The organism is Pseudomonas fluorescens, assembly GCF_001307155.1.
Taxonomy (GTDB): domain Bacteria; phylum Pseudomonadota; class Gammaproteobacteria; order Pseudomonadales; family Pseudomonadaceae; genus Aquipseudomonas; species Aquipseudomonas helvetica.
Map to the genome: position 1 here is coordinate 4,579,619 of NZ_CP012830.1, position 23,744 is coordinate 4,603,362.

The window sequence follows — 23,744 nt, forward strand, 5'->3', positions numbered from 1 at the left end:
CTGCGCATCCTTTCGAACAGCCGCCAAGCCGCGAGCTTTTTTACGTCCGGAGAAAATTATGAGCGCTACTGATAAAGACCGTGAAATCCTTGCCCGTACATTGTGGGGTGAGGCGCGCGGCGAGTCGCTGAGCGGCCAGATCGCCGTGGCCTGGACCATCCGCAACCGCGTGAACGACGGTAAGGATAAATCTTGGTGGGGCGAGGGCTACGCCTGTGTGCCTGAAGCCGTACCAGTTCAGTTGTTGGAACAAGAACGATCCGAACTTCGCCTACCTCAGAGGCGCGAAGCCGGTCCCAGCCGGGCAATTCGCCCAGGCGTAGAAGGCCGCTGAGCAGGTGATCGCCGGCACTGCGGCTGATCCCACCGGTGGGGCCACGCACTACTACGCGACCACCATACCGAAGGCTCCGGTCTGGGCCGCGCGCGTCAAGCAGACGCTGAAGATCGGGTTGTTGGTGATGCCGCGTCAAGGCGGCGAGACCGCCAGTGGCAGGGCGTTCGGCGCGATCACCCTGACGCGTAGCGACCTCAGTCGCTGGCAGTTCAGTCTTGGCGACCGAAATTCGCACAACGTCGTGGCGACCAAACACCAGAACAAGAAGGACGGCAAGCTGGCGGTCATCACAGTGAACAACGACGACGCCCCGGCTGGCTTGCCGGCGGTGCATACCGACCGGCATATCTACCCGAACAAGACCGCCGCCGAGTCGGCCGCTAAGGCGCGTTTAGCGGCGTTCAACCGTTCGACCGCTGACGTTCGTCTGGAGGTGCCCGGCCGGACGGACCTCTTTGCCGAGCGGCCCATTAATGCCCAGGGGTTCAAGGTCGGCCTTGATGGCGAATGCCTGGCGGATTCGGTCGAGCGGGTTTACACCCAAGCCGGCTGGTCGACCACCGACGGGTGAAATGCTGGCAAGCAAGGCAAATCCAAAGGAAAGAAAAAGAAAGAAACGAAGCCGCTCAAGGTTTTGAGCGTCGAGAAGCTGTAACACATCCCATCGCCGCTTGAATGCGGTTTTTTAATGCCTGGAGAAAGGCATGATCACCACCGAAACGCGCGGAGTGCGCAACCGCAACCACGGAAACATTGGCTACAACCCGGCCAACCAATGGCAGGGGCAACTGAAGCCAGACCCGGCTATCGAGAAGCGATTCGCCCGCTTCGACACCGCCGAGAATGGCATCCGCGCCCTGGGCAAGCTGCTGATCAGCTACCGCGGCAAAGACGGTATGCCCGGTGTCGGCGGCAAAGGTATCGACACCCCTTGCGAGTTTGTCACCCGCTGGGCGCCCGGGAACGAGAACAACACCGAGGCCTACATCGTCGCAATCGCTAAGGCCTGGGCGTGCAGCCGAACGACGTGATCAATATCAAGAACCCGGCGGCCCTGCGCGCGGTGACGCTTGGGATCATCGTTCACGAAAACGGCAGGAATCCCTACCCGGATGCCGTGTTCGAGGAAGGGCTGCGCAGGGCTCTGCTCTGAATACCGCGGCGTGGAAGCTGGCCGGTGTCGTTGCAGCGCTGGTCATTGTGGCTGGCGGTGCAGCGGCGTTGGCCTGGCAGCTTCAGGACTGGCGCTACGGCCGGCAGTTGGCCGAGCAGTCGAAACTTCACGGCGAGGCGCTGAACGAGCTGACCCGGGCGGCCGCTACCCAGCAGCGTACCGAGCAAGATAAGCGCCTGGCGGCCAGCGACCAAACCCATTACGAGGCTTTGACCCATGCTCAAAAAGACCAGGCTCGCCTGCGCGATCGCCTTGCTACTTCCGATCTACGGCTGTCAGTCCTTATCGACGTAACGAATTCAGCCAGTGGTTGCGCAGTGCCTGCCACTCCCAGCGCCGGCGGCGTGGTCAGTCAGGGAGGTGTGTTTGGGGATTTGAGGAACTGCACCTCTCTTGTGGTTGGTAATAATAGGGCGCTCGTCGCGACGGTCAACCAAATGGTTATGTCTAAACATAACGTCGTCACTGAAGCGGATACAGAAGATCTCGCAAGGGCGGCCGCGCAGTTGGACATGGGAACTCTAGAGAGTTTAAGTGGATACACACCACTCGGCCTGCCCCCGCTGGCGCCTCAAGGAGTTCCGGGGCTTGATGATTTCTCATTGGATGGCTAACAAGCTTAAGGATAACTCCTTGGCTAAAGATGGAAATAAGCTTGCGACCGGTAATAACTCGGAGTGATCGCGCCAGCGCATTTAGAATGAGTTCGGCGCCCCTGATGGCTGGTAGCCATTTTTGCGGGGTGGTCAGTCGTGAACCATCATTCTGGTTCAACTGTTGACGTGGTGCGCATGGATAAGCAACTTACCGGCCTTTCGTTTTTGATAACCCTTGCTTGGGTCGCGGTCGTAGTGTTGGTGTTCTATTGGATGTCGAAGTTAAGGTAATAGCGGAAGTCAGCCAAACTGAGCTCAGATGATCGTTTTTGAATGAGGAGTTAGAACCTCCAACATCCGGCGAAGCCGGTCAGCTTCGCGTTTGCTGCCTCTGGTCGTTATGGCAAGGTCATACAGTTCTTTGCGAACTCTTGCCAGTTCTCCGGCCCTTCTCCTGAGATTGCTCATAGCTTCGTCACGCTGCGCCAAGGCATCGGCATGCATCTGAATCAGTCCGAAGATGTCCTCGCGGGCGGTGCGCAGTTGCAGGGTCAGCTCCTGGACTTCATTTTCCAGCATGCGGTTTTAGTGGGTGACGGTTTCCAGTTCGGTTGGGCATCCAAGCTAGTCGCTGGTGTCTTCGATGTCGAGGGGATCCATGGTAGGCGCCTTTAGCGTTTACTGTTTGAATGTACAGTAATAGAGACGTGATGGTCGGGCGAGGGTGGGGCGACGAGCTGTAGGATTTGGGGGGTACGGTCGGCAGGACGCCGGAGAAGAGTTGTGCGCAAAACCACCGCTGGAAGCCACGGTTTCTCGTTTGCATAAGCACAAAAGCAGGATATTTTGTCCGACTGAATAAGGCATGTATCCTTTTAAAAACAATAGGTTAGGTGTTTTATACCCCCAGCATGGGGTGCTAGTGGTCGAGCGTTCGAATCAGTCCTTCCTTACCATGTTATTCAATGGGTTGCGAGATTTTTCATCTCGCAACCCCTTTTTATTTCAGATCGATTTACTCCCACAAATCGGCTGGCTTTCGGTGGGATTCTCACCGCTTCCATGTTGAACTGAAGCCAGCTTTGGCGCTCTCTAGCACGTTCTTCAGGGCGACGTTGTCGCCCCTTCTTGGCGCTGTATCTAAGGTGCTCGTCTCTTACGGGCCAAACCACTATCCTCAACTTCCGTCGTATGCTGGAGAAGCACGAACTAGCCGCCGGAATCCTCGCCGTGATCAATGGCTACCAGAGCAACCTAGGTCTGTCGCTGCACCAAGGCACCACCATGGATGCCACGCTGATCAATGCGTCAAGCTCGACCAAGAACAAGGACAGTAAGCGCGACCGTGGTCTGACGAAGAACACGGCGCAACGGGTGACACCGTTTGCGCTGTCGAACTTGTGGATGGCGCGTAGATATTTACTGACGAGTGCGAGAGAGGTGCGCCTGTAATGTGGGGAATGGTTGCCGCGAGGTGCTCGCAGTGGCTAAAAACACAGAAATGAGCGAGTGACCTGATCGTCTTTGATTGATTCGCCGCGTTCAAGATCGGCAGAGGCTGGAGTCAGCCAGAAATACATGACTACTTCAGACCCTCCCTGGCTGCTGCGGCTCTTTCATTGGTTCGTGACGGCGTGATCAGGCTTGACGACACTGTGTACCCGAGGGCTAATTCACTCTGCGTCAACTACTGAGCCATCAGGCTTATGCCCTGACAAGGCGTTCGGTAAAAATACATCCGTCGAAATAGACGTTGACAGTGAAATAAACGAGGCCCGGTTGATGGGGGGCGATTGTCGAATGACACGTTTTATTCGTTAATCAGAGCCTTTGTTCGCATGACTCATCATGTTGCTGGTAATTGATTTCAAGTTATTGCCGCGGCGCCACTTTTTTGTTAGATTGCGCGCCTCAAAAATTAACCAGGGACGTGTTATGTTTTTTATTATTTGGCAAGGCTGGGGTGTTCTTTCGATTCTTATCCCGCTGCTCTGCATGGTGCCTTTCGCTGGGCTCTTCAATGGGCTCGGGCTGGGAGTCGGTCTATTGGTTGGTGCGGCCGTCAACGCCTATATTGGCCACAAACTGAATAACCAGCCGGGCAAAACCTACATAGATAAAAACACGGGTGGCGAAGTGATCTTTCGCAAGAAACACACGTTGTTTTATGTGCCCATGCAGTATGTGTCAGTGCTGTGGGCCGTGGTGGGTGTATTTGCGTTGTTTAGTGCGCTCTAAGGAAGGACTGAAGTACCTACCGATTTTTCATGCCCTCGCTACTTGAGGTTCAAAAAATCATGAGTTGGTCGAAAAACAGATCTTTCCTGTCCTTAACTCATGGATCTTTCCTCTAGTCGTACTGTTTCAGGGGGATTGGTCCACGCTACGGGCGCTTACCCACTTCGGTGTCCCCCGTATCGCCGCAGACGTAAGTTTCTTCGCCATGAAGCGACTGATCGAGCTGTGTCACGTTCGCCATATTGTTTGCGCATTGCGAAAGCCATCAGATACATGCCATCCGATCTACTGATTGACGCCGGGCGTTGAACATGGAGCTCGGGGGCATGTTTTACTCTGGTCACGTAAACGTCTAGCCAGTAGGCATCAGCGTGCTTATTCCACAATCGTATGTACATCCTCCTCGCTCAAACAGACCGACAACTGCTGACCTTCCTTGCTGAAGGCGCAATAGGGCAATGCCTGCTGCTTGAGGAAGGCCAGTGGCACGGCTATAAAAAATGCGCTCAACGCTGCTGCAGCCACGGTTTTCCCGAATATTTTCAGCCCGGAGAGTGACGCGTTTCTGGACGCCGTTTTTGCCCTGGAACGGGCATACAAACCGCTGGCCAGGATCGCTGCACCGATCAGCATGGCAATCGTGATATCGGCCTGTACGGGGCTGTAAAGCAGATTGCCGTTGGCATCGTCCGGGTAGTTCAATTGCCACCAGCCACCGATGCACAGCGGCACAAGCCCGGCGGTGATCCAGGCGAGGATCGACCCCGGCAGCCGTAGCAGGATGGCCACTATCAGGCCGAGGGTGGCAACGGCCCAGCCGCTGAGAAACAGTTGGGTGGACATGGCACCGCCGAACAGGGTACCGCCGACATCCTTGGGCGTCAGAAGGGTCCAGTCGTAGAAAATGATGTGCAGAAGCACACCCCCTACGGCAATCCAGCTCATCGGGAAGTAAAGCCATAACCATCGGGTGTTGGAGCGAAGCATTGTCTTACTCATGCTGGGGGACGAGAACGTGTCAGAGATGTGCATGAATGAGAGAGGGTGCCAGGCATCAGCACTATCACTGAACGTGTGGCGTTCAGATTCGGAATAACACACATCTTCCTTTTTGTGTTTTGGGCACCAGTTTGTAATGTGCTCTTGCGCATTGTATATGCTTGTTGATCCGGTGAGGGTTGAACGCTTGAGCGTACTTTCAGGCGAGAGGACATGCGGCCAGTGAAGTCCTTTCCGGCTTAATGTGAGATCAGCATGACCAAAAAGCCCTGCAGGTTTACGCGTGCAGGGCTTTTCTCGTTTTCGGCCCCAGGGAGCATGATTCATTGACCTTGGGATTGATCTACGCTTAATGCTCTACAGAGAGGGTTGCGTGTCATGAGCGAAGATCGAGTGGTAGCGCTTGAGATAGCGCTTAAAACGGTAATGGCAGTCGCTGGGCGACAAGGCGTGGCAGCCGACGAGCTGTGCAGGAAGTCAATTCGCGCAATCATTAGTGACCCCGAGTTTAATTGGGTCAAGCCCGACCATGCTGAAGACGCCATCGCCGAGATTGAAATGGCTCAAACTGCCATTGCGCATCTGTCTCTACCCTCGGCGAAATAAGCGGGTGTGGATCGGGCAGAAGCTCGTTTGAGTTGATCGATCATCGTGGTCGGTAGACCGCGTGGCGTCAGCGTGACCGTCCGGATAGCTTCCGGCCGCGACGTGAATACTCACGTGGATAACGAGGTTGCTGCAGGGGCGATCCGCTGCCCATGCAGCACCTGTTTCAGGACGAGGCACTACGGCCCGGTTTCCGCTAACCGCGCCGATGTTCAGGTTCGCGCTGCGCTGACTTCGCCGGTGGTCGTGGCGTTATTGCGGACAGCCTGATACAGCAGGCTGGACACCATGAACCCAAGAATGGCCAATACGCTCATCAAACTGAAGACATAGTTGTAGCCTTGCTGGCCGGGGAAATGGTCGAGGATTGCACCATAGATGACGTAGGCGAACATGCCTGGCGCATAGCCGATCAGACAACCAATACCGAAGGCTGAGCCGGTGATGTGCTGGGGAATGCCGATTTCACCCATGGGCGCCCAGAACACACCGCGCATGGAGAAAACTATCAGCGCGAAGGAGAGGGTGGCGGCCATGCCCGCGTAGATGAAACTCGGGCTTTTCGGGATAAGCATGATCACGCCCATCAGCGGCAGCAAAGCCAGGAACGCCCATTTCAGATAGCGGCTGGTGCTCTTGAACTGTTTGTCGGCAATGAAGCCTCCGGCAGGCCCGCCGAGGATCTTGAGAAAGTACTGATTGATGATGCCGTAGGCGCCCACCAGTGCCACGGGCAGTTCGTACATGTCCTTGAGGTAGGGAATGAAATAGGTCAGGCCGCAGTAGACGATGTAGACCATGAACACGTTGAGGCTGACCAGCCAGATACCCGGGACCTTGATGGCCTCGAGCAGGTTCGACAGACCGTTCTTCGGCTTGGCGCTCGACTGCGCGGTGCCGCCCTTGAGCAGGAACCAGGTCAGGGTGCCGGCAAGAATGTCGATGACCGAGTAAAACAGGATCGCCGATTTCAGACCGGACTCACCGGAACCCATGGCGACGAAGACGCCCAGCGCAGAAAAGGCGACCAGGGTATCAATGACCCCACGCCCGCCTTCCAGAAGACCGAACAACCGACCCTGCTCCTGATCGTCACCCAGGTTGCGGATGGCCTTGAGCAGTGAAGGCCAAAAGATGCAATCGGCGCAGACGGCCAACAGGCTGAACACGATCAGCAGGTTGCTGAAGGGCGGGAAGGTCGCAAGGTAGAGCCCCAGGCTGCCGGTGCCGAGCAGGCCGATGGGAATCAGCTTGCGTGTGTCGTACCGGTCCGCCAGCAGGCCGCCGACGACAAACAGCGCGGTGGCGATAATGGCGTTGGCGCTCAGTAGCAAGCCGATTTCAGTATGGGTCAATCCCATGAACGTTTGCATCGGCACATAGAAGGCGTCCTTGAGGTTCGCCAGCTTGTAGATGGTGCCGCCACCGAGGATGAGAATCAGGAATCTGAGCCATTTGGCCTTGTCACGAGTTGTCATTATTGTTCTCCAGGCGTGATCGGGTAGTAACGTCAGGTTCAGGCGTTTGCGCGGTTATCCAGGGTCAGTTCGGCCAGGGTCCGGAACTCGGCCAGCAGACCTCGAACATAGGCAACCTGGTTGTTCGCCCAGCGGTGTTCGTCGGCCAGCATTCGCTCCAGCGAGTAGCCGATTGGCAGCGGCGTTTCACTCATTTCCCGATAGGCAATGAACGGGTCGGCGGCCTCGAAGGTCTGGCGGAATGCCGGGGCGACGTAGTGATTTTCCTGTTCGAGGATGAATGCAATCACTTGCGGGGTTGATTCGCCGAGCATCAGCAATTCGAACAACATGCGTGCGCTGGGCAGGTCATCTTCGTCACAGCCCTGCAGCACGCCGTAATGGCCGAAGCCGTTTTGCTCGGGGACGATGCGCACGCCCTTGAGGTGGGTCTGGCGTATGTGCGGCGCCAGGGTACGGAGCGCGGGCAGGGGCTGTTCGCAGGCGTTGATCATGTTGCCGAAGTCGAACAAGGCACGCAGTCGAGGATGGTTGAGGCGGTTCAGCAGGTGCGCGATTTCGGCACTCTTGAGTTCTTCATGCTGCTCGAAGTCGAAGAACAGATCGTGCTCGTCAGCTTGCTGCGCGAGGTAATGCAGGTCTGATTCGATCACGTCCATGACCCGTGACAGCGTTCCCTCGTAGCGCGAGTAAACGCGGATGTTGCGCACCCCCAGGGCCTTGGCGATTCCGATAACCTGATCGACATCTTTTTTCAGGGTGCTGCTGATTTCCAGGTGCACATCCAGTCCGAGCGCATGAGCCTTCTCGGCAAACGCTCGAAGTTGCGCGGGTGTCATTTGACTCAGGCTGTTTTCCTCACCGTCGAGCAAGTGCAGGCTCAGCCCCTGCAACTCGTGGCGATAGGCGAAGTCCAGCAGGTCGGCAGGCGTGACGCGGCCATGGGTGAGGTTGGTCAGCAAGGGATAGGCATGGGCAAACAGGCGCACCTGCCCAAGTCGGTCGAGCAACTGGCGGGCCAGTGCTTCAGTCAGTGCGGGAGGTGCCCCGGCCTCGACAGCCTTATGGCTGAGCAAGGCATGGAATCGTTCCTGGATCTTATTGTTCATTCGAGTCATTCCTGGTTCAGACGCCGGGTCTGCCGGCGCAGCCTTTATCGCGCCAGTCAGGAACTCTCGATAGATCCATTATCAGTTAAATCATAAGACCACTTGCCTTGCCTCAAGTGGCCTGCTGCAGGTAGCCCATGTCGGACAAGGCCTGGGCCAGTGCTTCGACGCGCTCCTCGGCCTGGCTTTCAGGCGTGCCGGCAAAGCCGATCAACAGGGCCGGTGGCAGGACATGTTCAAGGCAGTAGTCGCTCAGGGCATAGGTGTGGATGTTGTGCCGGGCCAGTTCCTTGGCGATGGCATCGTCATCCAGCTCCGCTGGTAACCAGGCGATCAGGTGCATGCCGGCTTCCACCGGGGTGATCTTGAAGAAACCGCCCAGCCGTTGCTGCAGCTGCTCGACCAGTGCTTTCTGGCGAGCCTGGTACAGCGCACGCATACGGCGGATGTGCCCAAGGAAGTGGCCTTCGCGCATGAAGTCTGCCGTCACGGCCTGGAGCAGCGTGGGCGGGCTGCGATCCATGACCGCCCGCAAGGTACAGAAGGGTTCGATCAAGGCCTGCGGCAGTATCACGTAACCCAGTCGTAGCGAGGGGAAGAGCACTTTGCTGAACGTTCCGACATAGATCACCCGAGCCCATTGATCCATCGCATAGAGCGCAGGCAGGGGGCGGCCGTTGTAGTGAAACTCACTGTCGCAGTCGTCCTCGATGATCCAGCTTTGGTTGTGCGCAGCCCAGTCGATGAGTTCCTGGCGCCGCGCATAACTCATGGTGACGCCCAGCGGATGCTGGCGAGACGGCGTGGTAAACACCAGGCGGGCGTCAGGGCACTGAGCCAGGCCTTGCTGGATGTCGATCCCCTGTTCGTCGATACGCAGCGGGACCACCAGACCACCCTGGGCCTGGAGCGCGATTCGCGCCGCGATATGCCCCGGATCCTCCATCCACACGCTGTCCTGTGGATTGAGCAACAGCATGCCCAGCAGGTTAAAGGCTTGCTGGGCGCCGGAAACGATGACCACTTGCTCGGCACTGCAGTCGATGCCTCGGGCATCAAAGACGTATTCGGCAATTGCCTTGCGCAGGGCCAGCAAGCCTTGCAGTTCGCCATAGCCGAGCATGGCCTTGGTCGGCTTGTGCAGGTGGCGGTTCATCAGGCGCTTCCAGATGTGTTGCGGGAACGCGTCGTAAGTGCTGTGGCTGGGCAGGAACGAGGTAGGGCTTGCCGGATCCCAGTCGGCATAGCTAACCCCTCGAAAATGATCGCTGCGCAACGACAGCATGGACTGGCTCAGATCGGACAGGCGGGGAGGCTGGCGCTGCCGTTCATCGTCGGCCACTCCGCGGTTTTCCCACTCATTGCCGACATAGGTACCGGCCCCGGTCCGTGACGCCAGAAAACCCTCGGCAATCAGCTGATCGAAGGCATTGAGGATGGTGATTCGCGACAGTGCGAGCTCTTTGCTCAAGGTCCGGGTTGACGGCAGGCGTACGCCCCCTTGAATTCTTCCACTGAGAACCTGTTGGCGAATCTGCAAATAGAGTTGGCGGTACAGGGGGATGGAGCTGGCACGGTCCAGCTCAATACCCGACAGCAGCAAACCTGCAGGGGATTTCATGACTTGCTCGTCTGGATGGGGAGTGGTTTGACCTGGAACACCGTCAGGCACCGAGGTGCGCAAGGGTATCGAGAGGCACTGGATAAGTCATCCATCGCAGGCGTTGATGCCGCGCCCCAGGTAGCTGTCACGAAATGAAAAGCCATTGTCGTCTGATGAGAAGCGGCCCGTCAGACGGCGTCCTAGAGTCCAATCAGCGCCAATCGACGCGACACGCCAATATTGCAGACTGGAGAATAAGACAACATGGCCAAAGCCGTACGCTTCTACGAAACCGGTGGTCCCGACGTTCTTCGTTATGAAGAGGTCGACGTCGGCGAACCCGGTCCAGGCCAGGTCCGTCTTCGTCATGTGGCAGTCGGCCTGAACTATGCCGACACCTACTTTCGCAATGGCACTTACCCGATTCCGATGCCCAATGGCATGGGGGTTGAAGCTTCCGGTGTGGTCCAGGCCATCGGCGAGGGGGTTACCAACGTACAGGTCGGCGACCGCGTCACCTACACCGGGTTTCTCAATACATTGGGTGCCTACAGCACCGAGCGGCTGATCCCGGCCGCGCCGCTGATCAAGCTGCCGGAAACCATCAGTTTCGAGACGGCCGCGGCCATGACCATGCGCGGCCTGACATCGTCGTACCTGATGCGGCGCATTTACGATTTCAAGGCTGGCGACAGCATTTTGCTACACGCTGCTGCCGGTGGTGTGGGCCTGATCGTTTCGCAATGGGCCAAGCTGCTCGGCCTGACGGTCATCGGTACCGTGTCCACCGAGGTCAAGGGTGAAATCGCCCGGGCCCATGGTTGCGACCATGTCATCAATTACAGCCATGAAGACGTCGCCCAGCGCGTTCGCGAATTGACGGACGGCGTCGGGGTCAACGTGGTGTTCGACAGTGTTGGCAAGAATACTTTCATGGGCTCCCTGGATTCGCTCAAGCGCCGCGGCCTGATGGTCTGCGTCGGCACGGCGTCCGGCCCGATCCCGGCGTTCGATCCGGTGCTGCTGGCGATGAAAGGCTCGCTGTTCATGACCCGCCCGGCTTTGGCGGACTACATCGCCGACCCGGCGGAAAAAGCCGCCCTGGCGGGTGAACTGTTCGACCTCGTCGGCAGCGGTCGAATCAAGATCGAGATTAACCAGCACTATGCCTTGCAGGACGCCGTGCAGGCTCATCGCGACCTGGAGTCACGCAAGACCACGGGTTCATCAATCTTCGTCATTTAAGGGAGTCGCCCTCCATGAAAGTCGAACAGTTGACCTGCAGCATTGGCGCGGAACTGATTGGCGTGAACCTCGCTGACGCCCTCCATGACGACGGTCTTTTTGCCGAGATTCGGGTTCAGTTGCTCAAGCATCGGGTGGTGTTCCTGCGTGATCAGGACATCAGCCGCGCCGAGCATGTGGCCTTCGCCCGTCGCTTCGGCGAGCTGGAGGATCATCCGGTGGCTGGCAGTGACCCGGATCATCCAGGCCTGGTGCGCATCTACAAAAGTCCGGACCAGCCGGTGGACCGCTACGAGAACGCCTGGCACACCGATGCGACCTGGCGCGAGGCGCCGCCGATGGGCTGCGTATTGCGCTGTGTGGAGTGTCCACCGGTTGGGGGCGACACCATGTGGGCCAACATGGTGGAGGCTTACGCGCGCTTGCCGGATGACATCAAGGTGAAGATTGCCGATCTGCGTGCGCGCCACAGTATCGAAGCAAGCTTTGGTGCCGCCATGCCGATCGAAAAACGCCTGGCGCTCAAGGCGATGTACCCGGATGCCGAGCACCCGGTGGTGCGTACCCACCCGGAAACCGGGGAAAAGGTGCTGTTCGTCAACGCCTTTACCACCCACTTGAGTAACTACCACACCCCTGAGCGGGTACGTTTTGGCCAGGACGCCAACCCCGGCGCGAGCGAGTTGCTGCGCTACCTGATCAGCCAGGCGTACATCCCCGAGTATCAGGTGCGCTGGCGCTGGAAACCCAACAGCATCGCCATCTGGGACAACCGCAGTACCCAGCATTACGCCGTCATGGATTACCCGCCGTGCCACCGCAAGATGGAACGTGCCGGGATCATCGGCGACAAGACTTACTGATCGACCGTCTCTGCATTCGCACTCGCACTCACGCTTGCCCGGGGCACGACCCGAGCGTGCGGACAACCATAATAAAAGGAGTAACTCATGCAATTCTTCGACGATTCCCTGCACCCGGAAAACATGGAAAAAGTTGTCATCACCGTGGCCCCGTATGGCCCTGAGTGGATGCCGGAAGACTTCCCCGAAGACATCCCGCTGACCATGGATGAGCAAGTGCAGAAGGCGGTCGATTGCTATGAGGCCGGTGCCACGGTGTTGCACCTGCATGTGCGCGAACTGGACGGCAAGGGTTCCAAGCGCCTGTCCAAGTTCAACGAGTTGATCGCCGGTGTGCGCGAAGCCGTGCCGGACATGATCATCCAGGTCGGTGGTTCGATTTCCTTCGCGCCCGAAAGCGATGGTGAAGCCGCCAAGTGGCTGTCTGACGATACGCGCCACATGCTGGCGGATCTGACGCCAAAACCGGATCAGGTCACCGTGGCGATCAACACCACGCAGATGAACATCATGGAACTGCTGTATCCGGAATACCTGGAAGGCACGTCCCTGGCGAATCCGGCCTATCAGGCCGCCTACAGCGAGATGACCGTACCAGCAGGCCCGGCCTGGGTGGCGGAGCATTTGCGGCGGCTGATGGCGGCGGGTGTGCAGCCGCATTTCCAGCTGACCGGCATGCATGCCATGGAAACCCTGGAGCGCCTGGTGCGCAAGGGCGTGTACATGGGGCCGTTGAACCTGACCTGGATCGGCATCGGCGGTGGTTTCGATGGCCCCAATCCGTTCAACTTCTTCAACTTTGTCCACCGCGCGCCGGACGGCTGCACCTTGACCGCCGAATCGCTGCTCAAGAACGTGCTGCCGTTCAATGTCATGGCGCTGTCCATGGGGTTGCACCCACGCGTGGGTATCGAAGACACGATCATTGATCAGAAGGGCAGACGTTTCAGCTCCGTGCAGCAGATCGAGCAAACCGTGCGTGTCGCCCATGAGCTGGGGCGCGAAATCGCCAGCGGCAAAGAAGCCCGTGAGATCTACCGCATCGGTGTGCAGTACCAGAGTATCGAAGAAACCCTGTTGGCCAACGGCATGGCCCCCAACCGCAAGGCTGGCCAGAAAGGTGTGCCGCAACGCGGCTGACCGGCAACAAAGGCGGGAGGCCGATGGCCTTCCGTTCGCTGCATTGCAACACGCTCGATAACAACAATAAAACAAAGTTTCGAGGAGGCTGCATGGCCTTTCACCCAATCGCCGCGGACGATGACGACGCCAGTGGTGTCGGTATTGCGCGCCAATATGCCTGGATTGTCTTTGCACTGACGTTCGGCTTGTTGATTTCCGATTACATGTCGCGTCAGGTGCTGAACGCGGTGTTCCCGATGCTCAAGGGCGAGTGGGCCCTGAGCGACGGCCAGCTCGGCCTGCTCAGTGGCATTGTCGCCTTGATGGTGGGGCTGCTGACATTTCCGCTGTCGTTGCTGGCGGATCGCTTCGGTCGGGTAAAAAGCCTGGCGCTGATGGCCCTGTTGTGGAGCCTCGCCACCCTGGGCTGCGCCTTGGCGCAGGACTACCAGCAGATGTTTATAGCCCGGTTCATGGTGGGTGTTGGCGAAGCGGCTTACGGCAGCGTCGGTATCGCGGTAGTGATTTCGGTCTTTCCCAAACACATGCGCGCCACCCTGGCCAGCGCCTTCATGGCAGGTGGCATGTTCGGCTCGGTGCTGGGTATGGCTCTGGGCGGTGTACTCGCTGCCAAGTTGGGCTGGCGCTGGTCGTTCGCCGGCATGGCGCTGTTCGGCCTGCTGCTGGCGGTGCTTTACCCGATCATCGTCAAGGAAGCGCGCATCGCCCCGCAACGCGCGGCTCAAGCGGCGAACAAGGTGGCTGCCGCCGTCAAGCGCCCGCTGAGTACGCTGTGTTCCAGCCCTTCAGTGATCGCGGCCTATATCGGCAGTGGCTTGCAACTGTTCGTCGGTGGCACCGTGATTGTGTGGATGCCCAGCTACCTCAATCGTTATTACGACATGGCAACGGACAAGGCCGGCGGTGTCGCGGCGATCATCGTGCTGTGCAGCGGTGCGGGGATGATTCTGTGCGGCATGCTCAGCGACCGGCTGTGTCGGCACTCGCCGGAGCGCAAGGTCGCCCTGGCCATCGCTTATTGCCTGGGTAGTTGCCTGTTGCTGTCGGCGGCGTTCGCCTTGCCGGCGGGGCCTGCGCAATTGGCGCTGATCTGCCTGGGCATGCTGATTGCCGCTGGCACCACCGGACCTGCCGGGGCGATGGTTGCCAACCTGACCCACCATTCGGTCCACGGCACGGCCTTCGCCACGCTGACCCTGGCCAACAATATGCTCGGTCTGGCCCCGGGGCCATTCATCACCGGCAGGGTGTCTGACGTCATCGGCTTGCAGGCTGCTTTTCAATGGGTGCCGCTGGTCAGCATCGCGGCAGCGGCGGTGTTCTTTTATGCCAAGTGTCATTACCACAAGGATATCGCCCGGCTTGCGGGTGAGCGGGTCAACGATTCGATTAGTGAAGCTGTGTCAGAGGTGAAGGTGTGAGCGGTCGTTTACGGATTGACGTGTTCTTCGATTTTATCTGCCCGTGGTGCCTGATCGGTAAGCGCCAACTGGAATGTGCGCAGGATTTGCTGCGCATCCAGCAACCGGAGGTGGATATCACTACGGTGTGGCACGGGGTGCAGTTGTTGCCACAACTGCCGGTACAAGGTGAGCCCTTCGCCGAGTTCTATCTCAAGCGTCTGGGCAGCGCCGAAGCCGTACGCATGCGCCAGGCCCAGGTGCAGCAGGCCGCGATGGCGGTGGGGGTGCCCATCGACCTGAGCCGCATCGCCACCATGCCCAATACTGCTGATGCCCATCGCTTGCTGGAGCGTGCCACTGTGCTGGGCAGTACGGCACAACGTGATGTCTTGCTTGAGCGTCTGTTCGCTGCCTACTTCCAGTACGGCGAGGACCTGGGTTGCCCTGAGACCTTGATCGCCATCGCCCGGGCGTGTGGCTTCGACGCTGATGCCATGGCCTCCGTTCTGCAAGGTGACGGCGATCCTTACGTCGGCAACGAGGCAGGCGCTGGCAGCGGTGTGCCGTGTTTTCAATTCGACCGCCGTCTGACGGTGGTCGGCGCGCAGCCTGCCGACGTATTGCTTGGCGTCATGGGCGAAGCCTTGCTCGATAGCCATCGCTCACGGTTGCCAGCATGAATCGGCGTGTACCCGTACCTGCCGGAAAACTCCCGCAGGCGGGTGGCCGTGCGCTAATTGAATTCGAGAGTAAAAGCCTGGCGTTGTTCAACGTCGAGGGCGACTTGTTCGCCATCGACGACAGCTGCCCGCATCAGGGCGCCTCGCTGTGCGGCGGGCGCCTTGAGGGGAGGGTGATTCAATGCGGCGCCCATGGCCTGCGCTTCGATCTGCGCAGCGGCTACCTGCTCAATTCAACCCAACTCAAAGTCGCCAGCTACCCGGTCGAGGTCGTCGACGGCCAGACTTTCATCGTCATCATTTCTGAGGAGTCCGCGCCATGAGCGTCATTGCTCTCACTCATATCCATAGTCGCACGCGCGAATTGGCGCCGGGTTTCGTTGTCAGTCTGATCGTTGCAGCGGCAGCCTCCTTTTTGTCCGAGCATTACGGTGCGCCGGTGATGCTGTTCGCATTGTTGCTGGGCATGGCGCTCAACTTCCTGGCCAGTGACGGCGCGTGCAAGGCCGGCATCGAGTTCACCGCTCGCACCGTGTTGCGCATTGGTGTGGCCTTGTTAGGCATGCGCATTACCCTCGAACAGATCGCCGCGCTGGGCTGGAAGCCTTTTGCTCTGGTGGTGATTCTGGTGGTGGTGACGATCAGTGTCTCGGTGGTGGCGGCCAAGGCGCTAGGCTTTCAGCGCTTGTTCGGCATGCTCACCGGTGGGGCTACCGCGATCTGTGGCGCCTCGGCTGCGATGGCGCTGGCGGCGGCGCTGCCCAATCATCCGCAGAAGGAACGTGCCACGCTGTTCACCGTCATAGGGGTGTCGGCGCTGTCCACTACGGCGATGATCCTTTACCCGATGATTGCCAACTGGCTGTCGTTGTCGCCACAAGTTGCAGGGATGTTCCTGGGCGGTACCATCCACGATGTTGCCCAGGTAGTCGGTGCCGGTTACAGCCTGTCGACCGAGACCGGCGACATAGCCACTGTGGTCAAGCTGATGCGGGTCGCCATGCTGTTGCCGGTGATCCTCTGTGCCACCCTGATCACGCGTATGCAAGGCGCCGACACCTCCGGCAAACGGCCACCGTTGCTGCCGTGGTTCGCCGTCGGTTTTCTGCTGCTGGCCTGTATCAACAGCACGGGATGGGTGGCGCCGGCGGTGCAGGGCTCGGTCAACGAACTGTCGCGCTGGAGCCTGGTGGTTTCCATCAGCGCGCTGGGCATGAAGACTCAGCTCAAGGAGCTGGCCGCCGTCGGCATCAAGCCGATCCTGCTGATGGTGGGGGAGACGGTGTTTCTCGCGGTCCTGGTGTTGCTGTTGCTGCACTGGGGACTCTAAGCCCGGCCAAGCCTCAATGCTGTCCAGTTGATACCCTGTGGCGAGGGAGCTTGCTCCCGCTGGGGTGCGTAGCAGCCCCAAAACAGTCGCCGCGTACTTTCTGAAAAACCGCAGTCGCCTTGTTGGGGGCGCTTCGCACCCCAGCGGGAGCAAGCTCCCTCGCCACAGGGCTTTTGGGCGGTGTCATGAACATCGGTTCTTTCGCGGCGACTGTGCCAGCAGTTGCCGTTTTTTTTGCAATCCCAACGTCCAATTCAATGGGTTCAGGGTTTGATGGAACCAGGCAGTGTGGTCGGGTTCATTGGTGCTTTGGCCGCCTGTTTTTGTGAACTGCGCCACGCGGCGGGCGGCATACCGAACTGGGTGATGAACCAACGTGTGAAGGAACTCGCCATGGAGTAGCCAAGCATGTCGGCGATCCGGCCCAGCGAATAATTCGGGTTTTCCAGGTAGCGCAGCACCAGGTCGCGGCGCACGTCGTTGATCAGGTCGTTGAAGGCGCAGCCGTCGTCTTTGAGGCGTCGCTGCAAGGTCCGAACATTCATGCCCTGGGTCTGGGCAATTTGCTCGATGGTGGCGCGTCCCATCGGTAACAGCAGGTAGATGGCTTTACGCACCTCGAACAGCATTGACGGTCCTTCGTGGCTCAGCAGTGAGTCGAGGTAACTCTGGGCGTAGCGAGCCATGGCTGGATCGGCATGGGGGTTGGTCATGTCGAGGCTGGCATCGGAACAGACAATGCCATTGAACTCGCTGCCGAACTCCAGGTTGCAGCCGAACAGGCGACGATGCAGTTGCAGGTTGTCGGGGGGCTGGTGCGTGAAGTTGACGCTGTAGGGATGCCAGTGCGTGCCGAGCAGCGCCGCGCACAGGCGGAACATCACGCCGATTGCAAGCTCAGTGGCCTGTCGGCTGGGCATCGGTGATTCGGTGACCACCTCTTCGCGGATGATCACCATCTTGCCGGCCTCTTCAATGAAGATGGCCAGCGAATCGTTCATCAGATGACGGTAATGCACTACGACCTGCAAGGCATCACGCAGCGTACGCTGGTGGCTGAGCAGCAGGCTGACCACGCCGAAGTCCGAGAGCTGACGCGACTCGGCCATGCTCAGGCCGAAGTTTTGACAGCCGCTGGCGGCGGCCGACTCTTCCAGCAGACGCACCGCGGCATCGATGGGAATACGGTGTTCAGGGGCTTGCAACTGGGCTTTGCTCAGGCCGACGGCCGCCAGTAAATCGCGCGGGTTGAACCCCAGGTATTGGGTGACCTCCAGGTAGTTGGTCAAGACAGCGGCGCGAACAAGCTTGGTCATGCGAAGGTCTTTCCTGGGCAGATTCCGATGGAAATGAGCATGGCGACTATATCCAGCACTTCATCGATTGAACAGTTGCGACGTCATCGATGGCGCTCCTCCGGATCTGTCGGGATTGACCACCGACTTATGCGGCAATCGAAGCTGACCCGTTGATTACCGCGGTCTTGATCGGACCTGTCGGTTTTTTTACCAGCGCTCGCGCCACGCTAACGCCTGGAAATCTGTCATCAAAAGAAAAGTGACTGACGTCCAATGAAAAGCGCCTCGGGTGGGCGCTCTTTAATGTCAGTCCTACAAAAAGCCCCTGGCGATAGAGCCAGTCGAGTCATCGAGAAAGCGAAGGTGTTGATGTGGACAAACTGCAGACTGCCGCAACCGTTCTGATCGTACCGGGCCTGCGCGAGCACGTTGCCGAACATTGGCAAACGCTGCTTGAGGCCCGCCTGAGCAAGGTGCGCAGTGTGCCGCCGCTTGAAACCGACAAGCTCGACTGCAGCAAGCGGGTCCAGGCGATCCAGCAGGAACTTGAGCAGATCGAAGGGCCGGTGATTCTGGTGGCCCACAGTGCCGGTGTGTTGATGGTCGCGCACTGGGCGGCTCGACACCGTCGCCCGATCAAGGGCGCGCTGCTGGCCGCGCCACCGGACCTTGATGCCAGTTGGCCGCCAGGCTACCCATCCACTGAAACCCTGCGTACCCAGGGTTGGAATCCTCTACCCAAAGAGCCTCTGCCGTTCCGCAGCCTGATGGTCGCCAGTACCAACGACCACCTCGCCAGTCTGGAAGCCGTCACTCGCCTGGCTGAGGGCTGGGGCAGCGAACTGCTCAACCTGGGTAACGTGGGTCATCTCAATCCGGCAGCGGGCTATGGTCGCTGGCCGCAAGCCGAAGCACTCATCCTGGAGTTGGACCGCTAGTTCAGGCGCCGGTTGGCCGCAGGCCTTCGGCAATTGCCCTCATTCCTGAAAAACGCAAACCACTGGAACAAGCGGTTGCGTGAGGGCGGCTGCGCTTAAAACAACTACAAAAAAGCGGAGACAACGCAATGCACAACAATAAGAAGCCTCACGGGTTCACACCCTCGCGTTACAGCGTGTTGGCCTCGACCATTCTGGCCGCCGCCATGCCGGCCGCGCATGCGGTTGAACTCGATACGGGTAACCCGGACTGGACCGCGCGTTTTGATAACACCGTCAAATACAACTACGGCGTGCGCACCGAAAACGCCGACAAGCGGATGTTGGGGACGCCGAACAACAACGATGGCGACTACAACTTCCGCAAGGCCGGAACCAACATCACCCACCGCATTGACCTGTTGACCGAGATGGACGTGGTCTACAAGAACAGCATGGGCTTTCGTGTCAGTGCCGCCAGTTGGTACGACAAGGCATACGAGAACACCGGTTCGAACGCCAATCCGTTCGTCAACGGCAACGATGCCAAGTCCGGTCTGGTCGCCAACGACCCACGCCTTGCCGCGGTCACCGGTGACAATGTCGGCAATGGCAGTCCGCACCTGAGCAACTACGCGCAGCGTTACTACACCGGTCCTTCCGGCGAAATCCTCGATGCCTTCGTGTTCTACAGCACCGAAGTGGGCGAGGAGTCGCTGCTGAGCGTCAAGGCCGGTCAGCACAACGTGTTCTGGGGCGAAACCATCCTCAACCCGGTGCATTCGATCAGCTATGGCCAGTCCGGCCTGGACCTGGCCAAGCTGGCGGCCTCGCCGGGTACCGAAGCCAAGGAACTGTTCGTTCCGCGTAATCAACTGTCGATGTCGTTCACCGTCAATCCCGAACTGACGGTGGGTGCCCAATATTTCCTGGATTGGAATGCCGCCCGCCTGCCGGAGGCCGGTACCTACTACGGCGGTTCCGATCTGGTCGGTTTCGGTGCGCAGTCGTTCCTGCTGGGCAACACCAATGCCGTGGTACCCGGCAGCCCTCTGGGTTGTGGGCTGGCGCCGTGCAACGGGCTGACCAACGTGCGTCGTGGTCACGACCTGACGCCGGATAAAAGCGGAGACTGGGGCGTGATGGCCAAGTGGTCGCCCGCCTGGCTGGACGGTACGCTCGGCTTCTATTACCGCAAGACCTCGGACATTTTGCCTCAAGCCTGGTTGAACGCCACGGGGATCAGCTCGGCCAATCCCAACGGGACTCCGCCAGCGGGCATGGTGCCGGCGGTCGTCAATACGCTGAACTCGCTGAGCACCAGCACCTATCAATTGGCCTATGCCGACAACATCCACATCGTCGGTCTGAGCCTTTCGAAAGAGATAGGCGGCGTCAGCGTCGGCTCCGACCTGAACATCCGTCACAACATGCCGCTGGCCAGTATCCCGGCGATTCTCAGTTCCACCGGACCGCTGGGGCTGGGCGCCGGCCTTGGCCTGTTGCCGGCTCGTACGGCGCAGACCGGTATCGTCTATGACGCACCGGACAAGGGCGACAGTATGAGTGCCACCGGTGACACGTTGCACTGGACGCTCAACGGTCTGATGACCCTGCCCAAGACGCCAGTGTTCGATTCGGCGACCCTGCTCACCGAGCTGTATTACAGCAACCTGCTCAAGCTCGATAGCAAGAATCAGGCGCTCTACAAGGGCAACAGCAGTTACCGCGGCGTCGATGCGCCGACCCGGGACAACTGGGGTATTGCAGCCAACTTCACGCCGACCTGGTACCAGGTCTTCCCGGGTGTCGACTTGAACATGCCGATGTCCATCAACGTGGGGCTTGCCGGCGTTTCACCGGTGTCCGGTGGCGGCGCCAAAGACACCGGCAACTATGCGGTCGGCGTCGGTGCCGTTGTGTACAACAAATACTTTGTCGACCTGAAGTACGTGGACTCCTTCGGCAAGACCGACAAGTGCGACGTCAGCGGCGTAAGTACCGGCGCGGCCAATGCCGGCAGCGGTGACGGCTCCACACCGAACGCCTTCAGCGGCAACGAAAACTACGCATGTTTTGGCGGGGGCTATTCGGCCTTTTCCGGTGGTGGTGCAACCACCGCAGACCGTGGCGCGGTTTACCTGACGATGAAAACCACCTTTTGATTCACGAATGGCTTAGTCACCTGAGCAGGAGAATAACAACATGAAATTCGTGCGTACGTTGCTGGGCGTTTCTCTGGCCATGGCGGTTGCCGCTCAGGCACAGGCCGCTGTATCGACTCAGGAAGCCGCCAGGCTGGGCAGCAGCCTGACCCTGGTCGGGGCTGAAAAAGCCGGGAATGCCGAGGGTTCCATTCCTGCCTATTCCGGTGGCTTGACCACGCCGCCGGCCAGTTTCAAAACCGGTGACAGCATGCGCCCGGACCCCTTTGCCGACGAAAAACCACTGCTGGTAATCGACGGCAAAAACGTCGATCAGTACAAGGGCCAACTCACGGCGACCACCGTGGAACTGGCCAAGCGTTTCCCCACTTTCCACGTCAATGTCTATCCAACCCACCGCACCGTCGCACTGCCCAAGGCGGTGCTCGACAATGGCGTGAAAAATGCCACCGGCGCCAAGTCCCTCGAAGGCGGCTTGGCGATCGACAACGTGCTGCCGGGTGTGCCGTTTCCGATCCCGCAGTCGGGCAACGAGGCGATGTGGAACTTCCTGTTGCGTTATCAGGGCGTCAGCATCAACTCCAAGTACGACTCGTGGAACGTCGACTCCGCGGGAGTGCCGAGCCTGGCAACCACCGGGCAGGCGTTTATTTCCTATCCGATCTACGAAAACCTGGCGCAGCCGATCAGCAGCGCCGACGTGTACTACCAGATGAAGCTGTCCTACACCGGCCCTGCGCGCCGGGCCGGCGAAGCGGTGATGCTCAAGGACGCCGCCAACCCGTTGCAGCAGCCGCGCCGTGGCTGGCAGTACTTGCCTGGCCAGCGTCGGGTAAAACTGGCGCCGAACCTGGCTTACGACACACCAAATCCCGGCACTGCCGGTGCGGGCACCTACGACGATGTCTTTGTGTTCAACGGTGCACTCGACCGCTACGACTGGAAGCTGGTGGGCAAGCAGGAAATGGTCGTGCCCTACAACACCTACAAGCTGACCTACGCCCAGGACCCCAAGTTATTGACCACCGCCAATCACCTGGCACCCGACTACGTGCGTTGGGAAAAACACCGGGTCTGGGTGGTGGAGGGCAACCTCAAGGCGGGTGCGCGGCACATCTATCAGAAGCGTCGTTTCTACCTGGATGAAGACAGCTGGACCGCTCTGGCCTCCGATCAGTACGACGCCCGTGGTCAGTTGTACCGAGGCTCCTTCGCGTTCCTCAGCCAAAGCTATGACAAGCAGATCCCGGATTCCACGCCCTTCATGATCTACGACCTGGTCGGTGGCTCCTACAACATCAACGGTGTGGTGGGGCCTTACGGCGGCATCAAGTACATCGATCCGCTCTCCAAGGCGCAGTGGTCGCCGGAGTCCCTGGCGGGTTCCGGCATTCGCTAAGCGAACACCTGGTTTGAACGTCGGGCTGCACGGTTGTGTGTCCCGGCGCGGCTATCCGAAGAGGACGCGGTATGTGTTCGTACAAAAAGTACCTGCAGTGGGCGCTGGGCATCTTGTTTGCAATGTTGCAGGGCCTGACCCAGGCGGCCGGTTATGTCGATGTGCTGGATCTGCCGGCCAGGGCCAGCGCCCTGGCGGTCAGCAGCCCGTTGTCAGGCCTGGCGCGCGCAGGCGACCGACTGGTCGCGGTTGGGCAACGTGGCCACATTCTCTATTCCGACGACTCCGGCAAACACTGGCAGCAAGCCGCCGTGCCGGTGAGTGCCGATCTCACGGCGGTGAATTTCCCTTCTGCCCTGCAGGGCTGGGCGGTCGGCAACGACGGCGTGGTGTTGCACAGCAGCGACGCCGGGGCGACCTGGCGCAAGCAACTGGACGGCCGCCAGATCGGTGTCTTGCTGGTCCAGCATTATGGGGCGTTGGCCCGTGCAGAACCCAGCAACGAACAATGGCCACTGCTGGCTGCCGAAGGCCAGCGACTGGTCGAGCAGGGCGCGGATAAACCCTTGCTCGACGTCTGGTTCGCCAACGACCACCTCGGCTATGTGGTCGGTGTGTTCAACCTGATCCTGCGCACCGAGGACGGTGGCCGGAACTGGACAGCGTTTCAGGACCGTACCGACAACCCGCAGGGCTTCCACCTCAACGCCATCGCCTCTACCGGCGATGGGGTGTACATCGCCGGTGAGCAGGGCCTGTTGCTCAAATGGGATGAGGCTCAGCAGCGTTTCGTCGCCGTGCAGACGCCCTATCAGGGCAGCTTTTTCGGCGTGCTCGGCAAGCGCGGCGAAGTGATCGCTTACGGCTTGCGCGGCAACGTGTTGCGCAGCACGGATGGCGGCCTCAGCTGGACTGCGCTCGACAGTGGCCTGCACGTCAGCATCACCGCCGGCTTCGTCGACACTAACGGTCATTACCGCTTGTTCACCCAGGGCGGGCAGAGGCTGGTCAGCCAGGGGGCTGGCGCGGACATGCGCCTGGTGCGGCAACCCGAACCGTCACCGGTGGCCGGCGCTGCTCAGGCCGCCGATGGCGCGTTGGTGGTGGTTGGCAGTCGTGGTGCACAGGCACTGCCCAAAGAATAAGACCTCGAACCCTTAG

Annotated in this window: 19 protein-coding genes and 5 pseudogenes; 18 read left to right on the plus strand and 6 right to left on the minus strand. The window is 59.5% G+C overall.

Features of this window, described 5'->3' with window-relative positions:
* Nucleotides 1-58 precede the first annotated feature (58 nt).
* The 4 pseudogenes from AO353_RS20940 to AO353_RS31635 form a co-directional block, all read left to right on the plus strand.
* Nucleotides 59-452, plus strand: a pseudogene (locus tag AO353_RS20940) (cell wall hydrolase); the annotation flags it as partial.
* Nucleotides 453-992, plus strand: a pseudogene (locus AO353_RS20945) (phage late control D family protein); the annotation flags it as partial. It lies immediately after the preceding pseudogene.
* A 49-nt stretch (nucleotides 993-1,041) separates the two neighbouring features.
* Nucleotides 1,042-1,490, plus strand: a pseudogene (locus AO353_RS20950) (structural protein P5).
* Nucleotides 1,487-1,858 (plus strand): annotated as a pseudogene (locus AO353_RS31635) (lysis protein); the annotation flags it as partial. The pseudogenes AO353_RS20950 and AO353_RS31635, both read left to right, overlap by 4 nt.
* Nucleotides 1,859-2,422: 564 nt before the next feature.
* On the opposite strand, the gene AO353_RS20960 reads toward AO353_RS31635, so the two are convergent.
* Complete coding sequence (locus AO353_RS20960; RefSeq protein ID WP_237142912.1) at nucleotides 2,423-2,686, minus strand: hypothetical protein; 264 nt, start codon at nucleotides 2,684-2,686, stop codon at nucleotides 2,423-2,425.
* 585 nt (nucleotides 2,687-3,271) lie between these two features.
* Here AO353_RS20960 and AO353_RS32240 point away from each other — a divergent pair.
* Together AO353_RS32240 and AO353_RS20970 are read left to right on the plus strand one after the other, a co-directional pair.
* Nucleotides 3,272-3,451, plus strand: a pseudogene (locus tag AO353_RS32240) (IS5/IS1182 family transposase); the annotation flags it as partial.
* A 504-nt stretch (nucleotides 3,452-3,955) separates the two neighbouring features.
* Nucleotides 3,956-4,345 carry a hypothetical protein gene (locus tag AO353_RS20970; protein ID WP_054596667.1) on the plus strand — a complete coding sequence of 130 codons (390 nt, stop codon included), beginning with the start codon at nucleotides 3,956-3,958 and terminating at the stop codon, nucleotides 4,343-4,345.
* Between the two features lie 375 nt (nucleotides 4,346-4,720).
* On the opposite strand, the gene AO353_RS20975 is transcribed toward AO353_RS20970, so the two are convergent.
* A complete protein-coding gene (locus tag AO353_RS20975) occupies nucleotides 4,721-5,332 on the minus strand; it encodes a hypothetical protein (protein ID WP_054596668.1) in 612 nt (203 codons plus the stop codon).
* Nucleotides 5,333-5,722: 390 nt separating this feature from the next.
* Here AO353_RS20975 and AO353_RS20980 point away from each other — a divergent pair, with 390 nt between their 5' ends.
* The gene (locus tag AO353_RS20980; RefSeq protein ID WP_054596669.1) at nucleotides 5,723-5,950 is read left to right on the plus strand and encodes a hypothetical protein; all 228 of its coding nucleotides are present in this window, start codon (nucleotides 5,723-5,725) and stop codon (nucleotides 5,948-5,950) included.
* A gap of 212 nt (nucleotides 5,951-6,162) precedes the next feature.
* Here AO353_RS20980 and AO353_RS20985 read toward each other — a convergent pair whose 3' ends face one another.
* From AO353_RS20985 to AO353_RS20995, 3 genes are all read right to left on the minus strand, one after another.
* Nucleotides 6,163-7,428, minus strand: coding sequence for an MFS transporter (locus AO353_RS20985; protein WP_054596670.1), 1,266 nt, complete (start codon nucleotides 7,426-7,428; stop codon nucleotides 6,163-6,165).
* A gap of 38 nt (nucleotides 7,429-7,466) precedes the next feature.
* Nucleotides 7,467-8,537 (minus strand): sugar phosphate isomerase/epimerase family protein, encoded by a 1,071-nt coding sequence (locus AO353_RS20990; protein WP_054596671.1) that lies wholly within the window; start codon nucleotides 8,535-8,537, stop codon nucleotides 7,467-7,469.
* A gap of 112 nt (nucleotides 8,538-8,649) precedes the next feature.
* Complete coding sequence (locus AO353_RS20995) at nucleotides 8,650-10,158, minus strand: PLP-dependent aminotransferase family protein (RefSeq protein WP_054596672.1); 1,509 nt, start codon at nucleotides 10,156-10,158, stop codon at nucleotides 8,650-8,652.
* A gap of 246 nt (nucleotides 10,159-10,404) precedes the next feature.
* Here AO353_RS20995 and AO353_RS21000 point away from each other — a divergent pair, with 246 nt between their 5' ends.
* The 7 genes from AO353_RS21000 to AO353_RS21030 all read left to right on the plus strand — a co-directional run bounded on the left by AO353_RS21000 (nucleotide 10,405) and on the right by AO353_RS21030 (nucleotide 16,804).
* Nucleotides 10,405-11,385 (plus strand): quinone oxidoreductase family protein, encoded by a 981-nt coding sequence (locus AO353_RS21000; protein ID WP_054596673.1) that lies wholly within the window; start codon nucleotides 10,405-10,407, stop codon nucleotides 11,383-11,385.
* A 14-nt stretch (nucleotides 11,386-11,399) separates the two neighbouring features.
* Entirely contained in the window at nucleotides 11,400-12,248 is an 849-nt protein-coding gene (locus AO353_RS21005) for a TauD/TfdA dioxygenase family protein (protein WP_054596674.1), read from the plus strand.
* An 87-nt stretch (nucleotides 12,249-12,335) separates the two neighbouring features.
* Nucleotides 12,336-13,388, plus strand: a complete 1,053-nt coding sequence (locus tag AO353_RS21010; RefSeq protein ID WP_054596675.1) for a 3-keto-5-aminohexanoate cleavage protein — start codon at nucleotides 12,336-12,338, stop codon at nucleotides 13,386-13,388.
* 92 nt (nucleotides 13,389-13,480) lie between these two features.
* Complete coding sequence (locus tag AO353_RS21015; RefSeq protein WP_054598289.1) at nucleotides 13,481-14,812, plus strand: MFS transporter; 1,332 nt, start codon at nucleotides 13,481-13,483, stop codon at nucleotides 14,810-14,812.
* Nucleotides 14,809-15,474 (plus strand): DsbA family oxidoreductase, encoded by a 666-nt coding sequence (locus tag AO353_RS21020; RefSeq protein WP_054596676.1) that lies wholly within the window; start codon nucleotides 14,809-14,811, stop codon nucleotides 15,472-15,474. Before AO353_RS21015 ends, AO353_RS21020 begins: the two co-directional genes overlap by 4 nt.
* Complete coding sequence (locus AO353_RS21025; RefSeq protein WP_054596677.1) at nucleotides 15,471-15,797, plus strand: Rieske (2Fe-2S) protein; 327 nt, start codon at nucleotides 15,471-15,473, stop codon at nucleotides 15,795-15,797. Before AO353_RS21020 ends, AO353_RS21025 begins: the two co-directional genes overlap by 4 nt.
* Complete coding sequence (locus AO353_RS21030) at nucleotides 15,794-16,804, plus strand: YeiH family protein (protein WP_054596678.1); 1,011 nt, start codon at nucleotides 15,794-15,796, stop codon at nucleotides 16,802-16,804. The genes AO353_RS21025 and AO353_RS21030 overlap by 4 nt, the downstream gene beginning before the upstream one ends.
* Before the next feature lie 263 nt (nucleotides 16,805-17,067).
* On the opposite strand, the gene AO353_RS21035 is transcribed toward AO353_RS21030, so the two are convergent.
* Nucleotides 17,068-18,120 carry an AraC family transcriptional regulator gene (locus tag AO353_RS21035; RefSeq protein ID WP_054596679.1) on the minus strand — a complete coding sequence of 351 codons (1,053 nt, stop codon included), beginning with the start codon at nucleotides 18,118-18,120 and terminating at the stop codon, nucleotides 17,068-17,070.
* 353 nt (nucleotides 18,121-18,473) lie between these two features.
* Between AO353_RS21035 and AO353_RS21040 the strand changes: the two genes are divergently transcribed.
* From AO353_RS21040 to AO353_RS21055, 4 genes are all read left to right on the plus strand, one after another.
* Complete coding sequence (locus tag AO353_RS21040; protein WP_054596680.1) at nucleotides 18,474-19,040, plus strand: RBBP9/YdeN family alpha/beta hydrolase; 567 nt, start codon at nucleotides 18,474-18,476, stop codon at nucleotides 19,038-19,040.
* A 128-nt stretch (nucleotides 19,041-19,168) separates the two neighbouring features.
* Entirely contained in the window at nucleotides 19,169-21,184 is a 2,016-nt protein-coding gene (locus AO353_RS21045) for a DUF1302 domain-containing protein (protein WP_054596681.1), read from the plus strand.
* Between the two features lie 40 nt (nucleotides 21,185-21,224).
* The gene (locus AO353_RS21050; RefSeq protein ID WP_054596682.1) at nucleotides 21,225-22,583 is read left to right on the plus strand and encodes a DUF1329 domain-containing protein; all 1,359 of its coding nucleotides are present in this window, start codon (nucleotides 21,225-21,227) and stop codon (nucleotides 22,581-22,583) included.
* 71 nt (nucleotides 22,584-22,654) lie between these two features.
* Nucleotides 22,655-23,728, plus strand: a complete 1,074-nt coding sequence (locus tag AO353_RS21055) for a WD40/YVTN/BNR-like repeat-containing protein (RefSeq protein ID WP_054596683.1) — start codon at nucleotides 22,655-22,657, stop codon at nucleotides 23,726-23,728.
* Nucleotides 23,729-23,744: the final 16 nt, after the last annotated feature.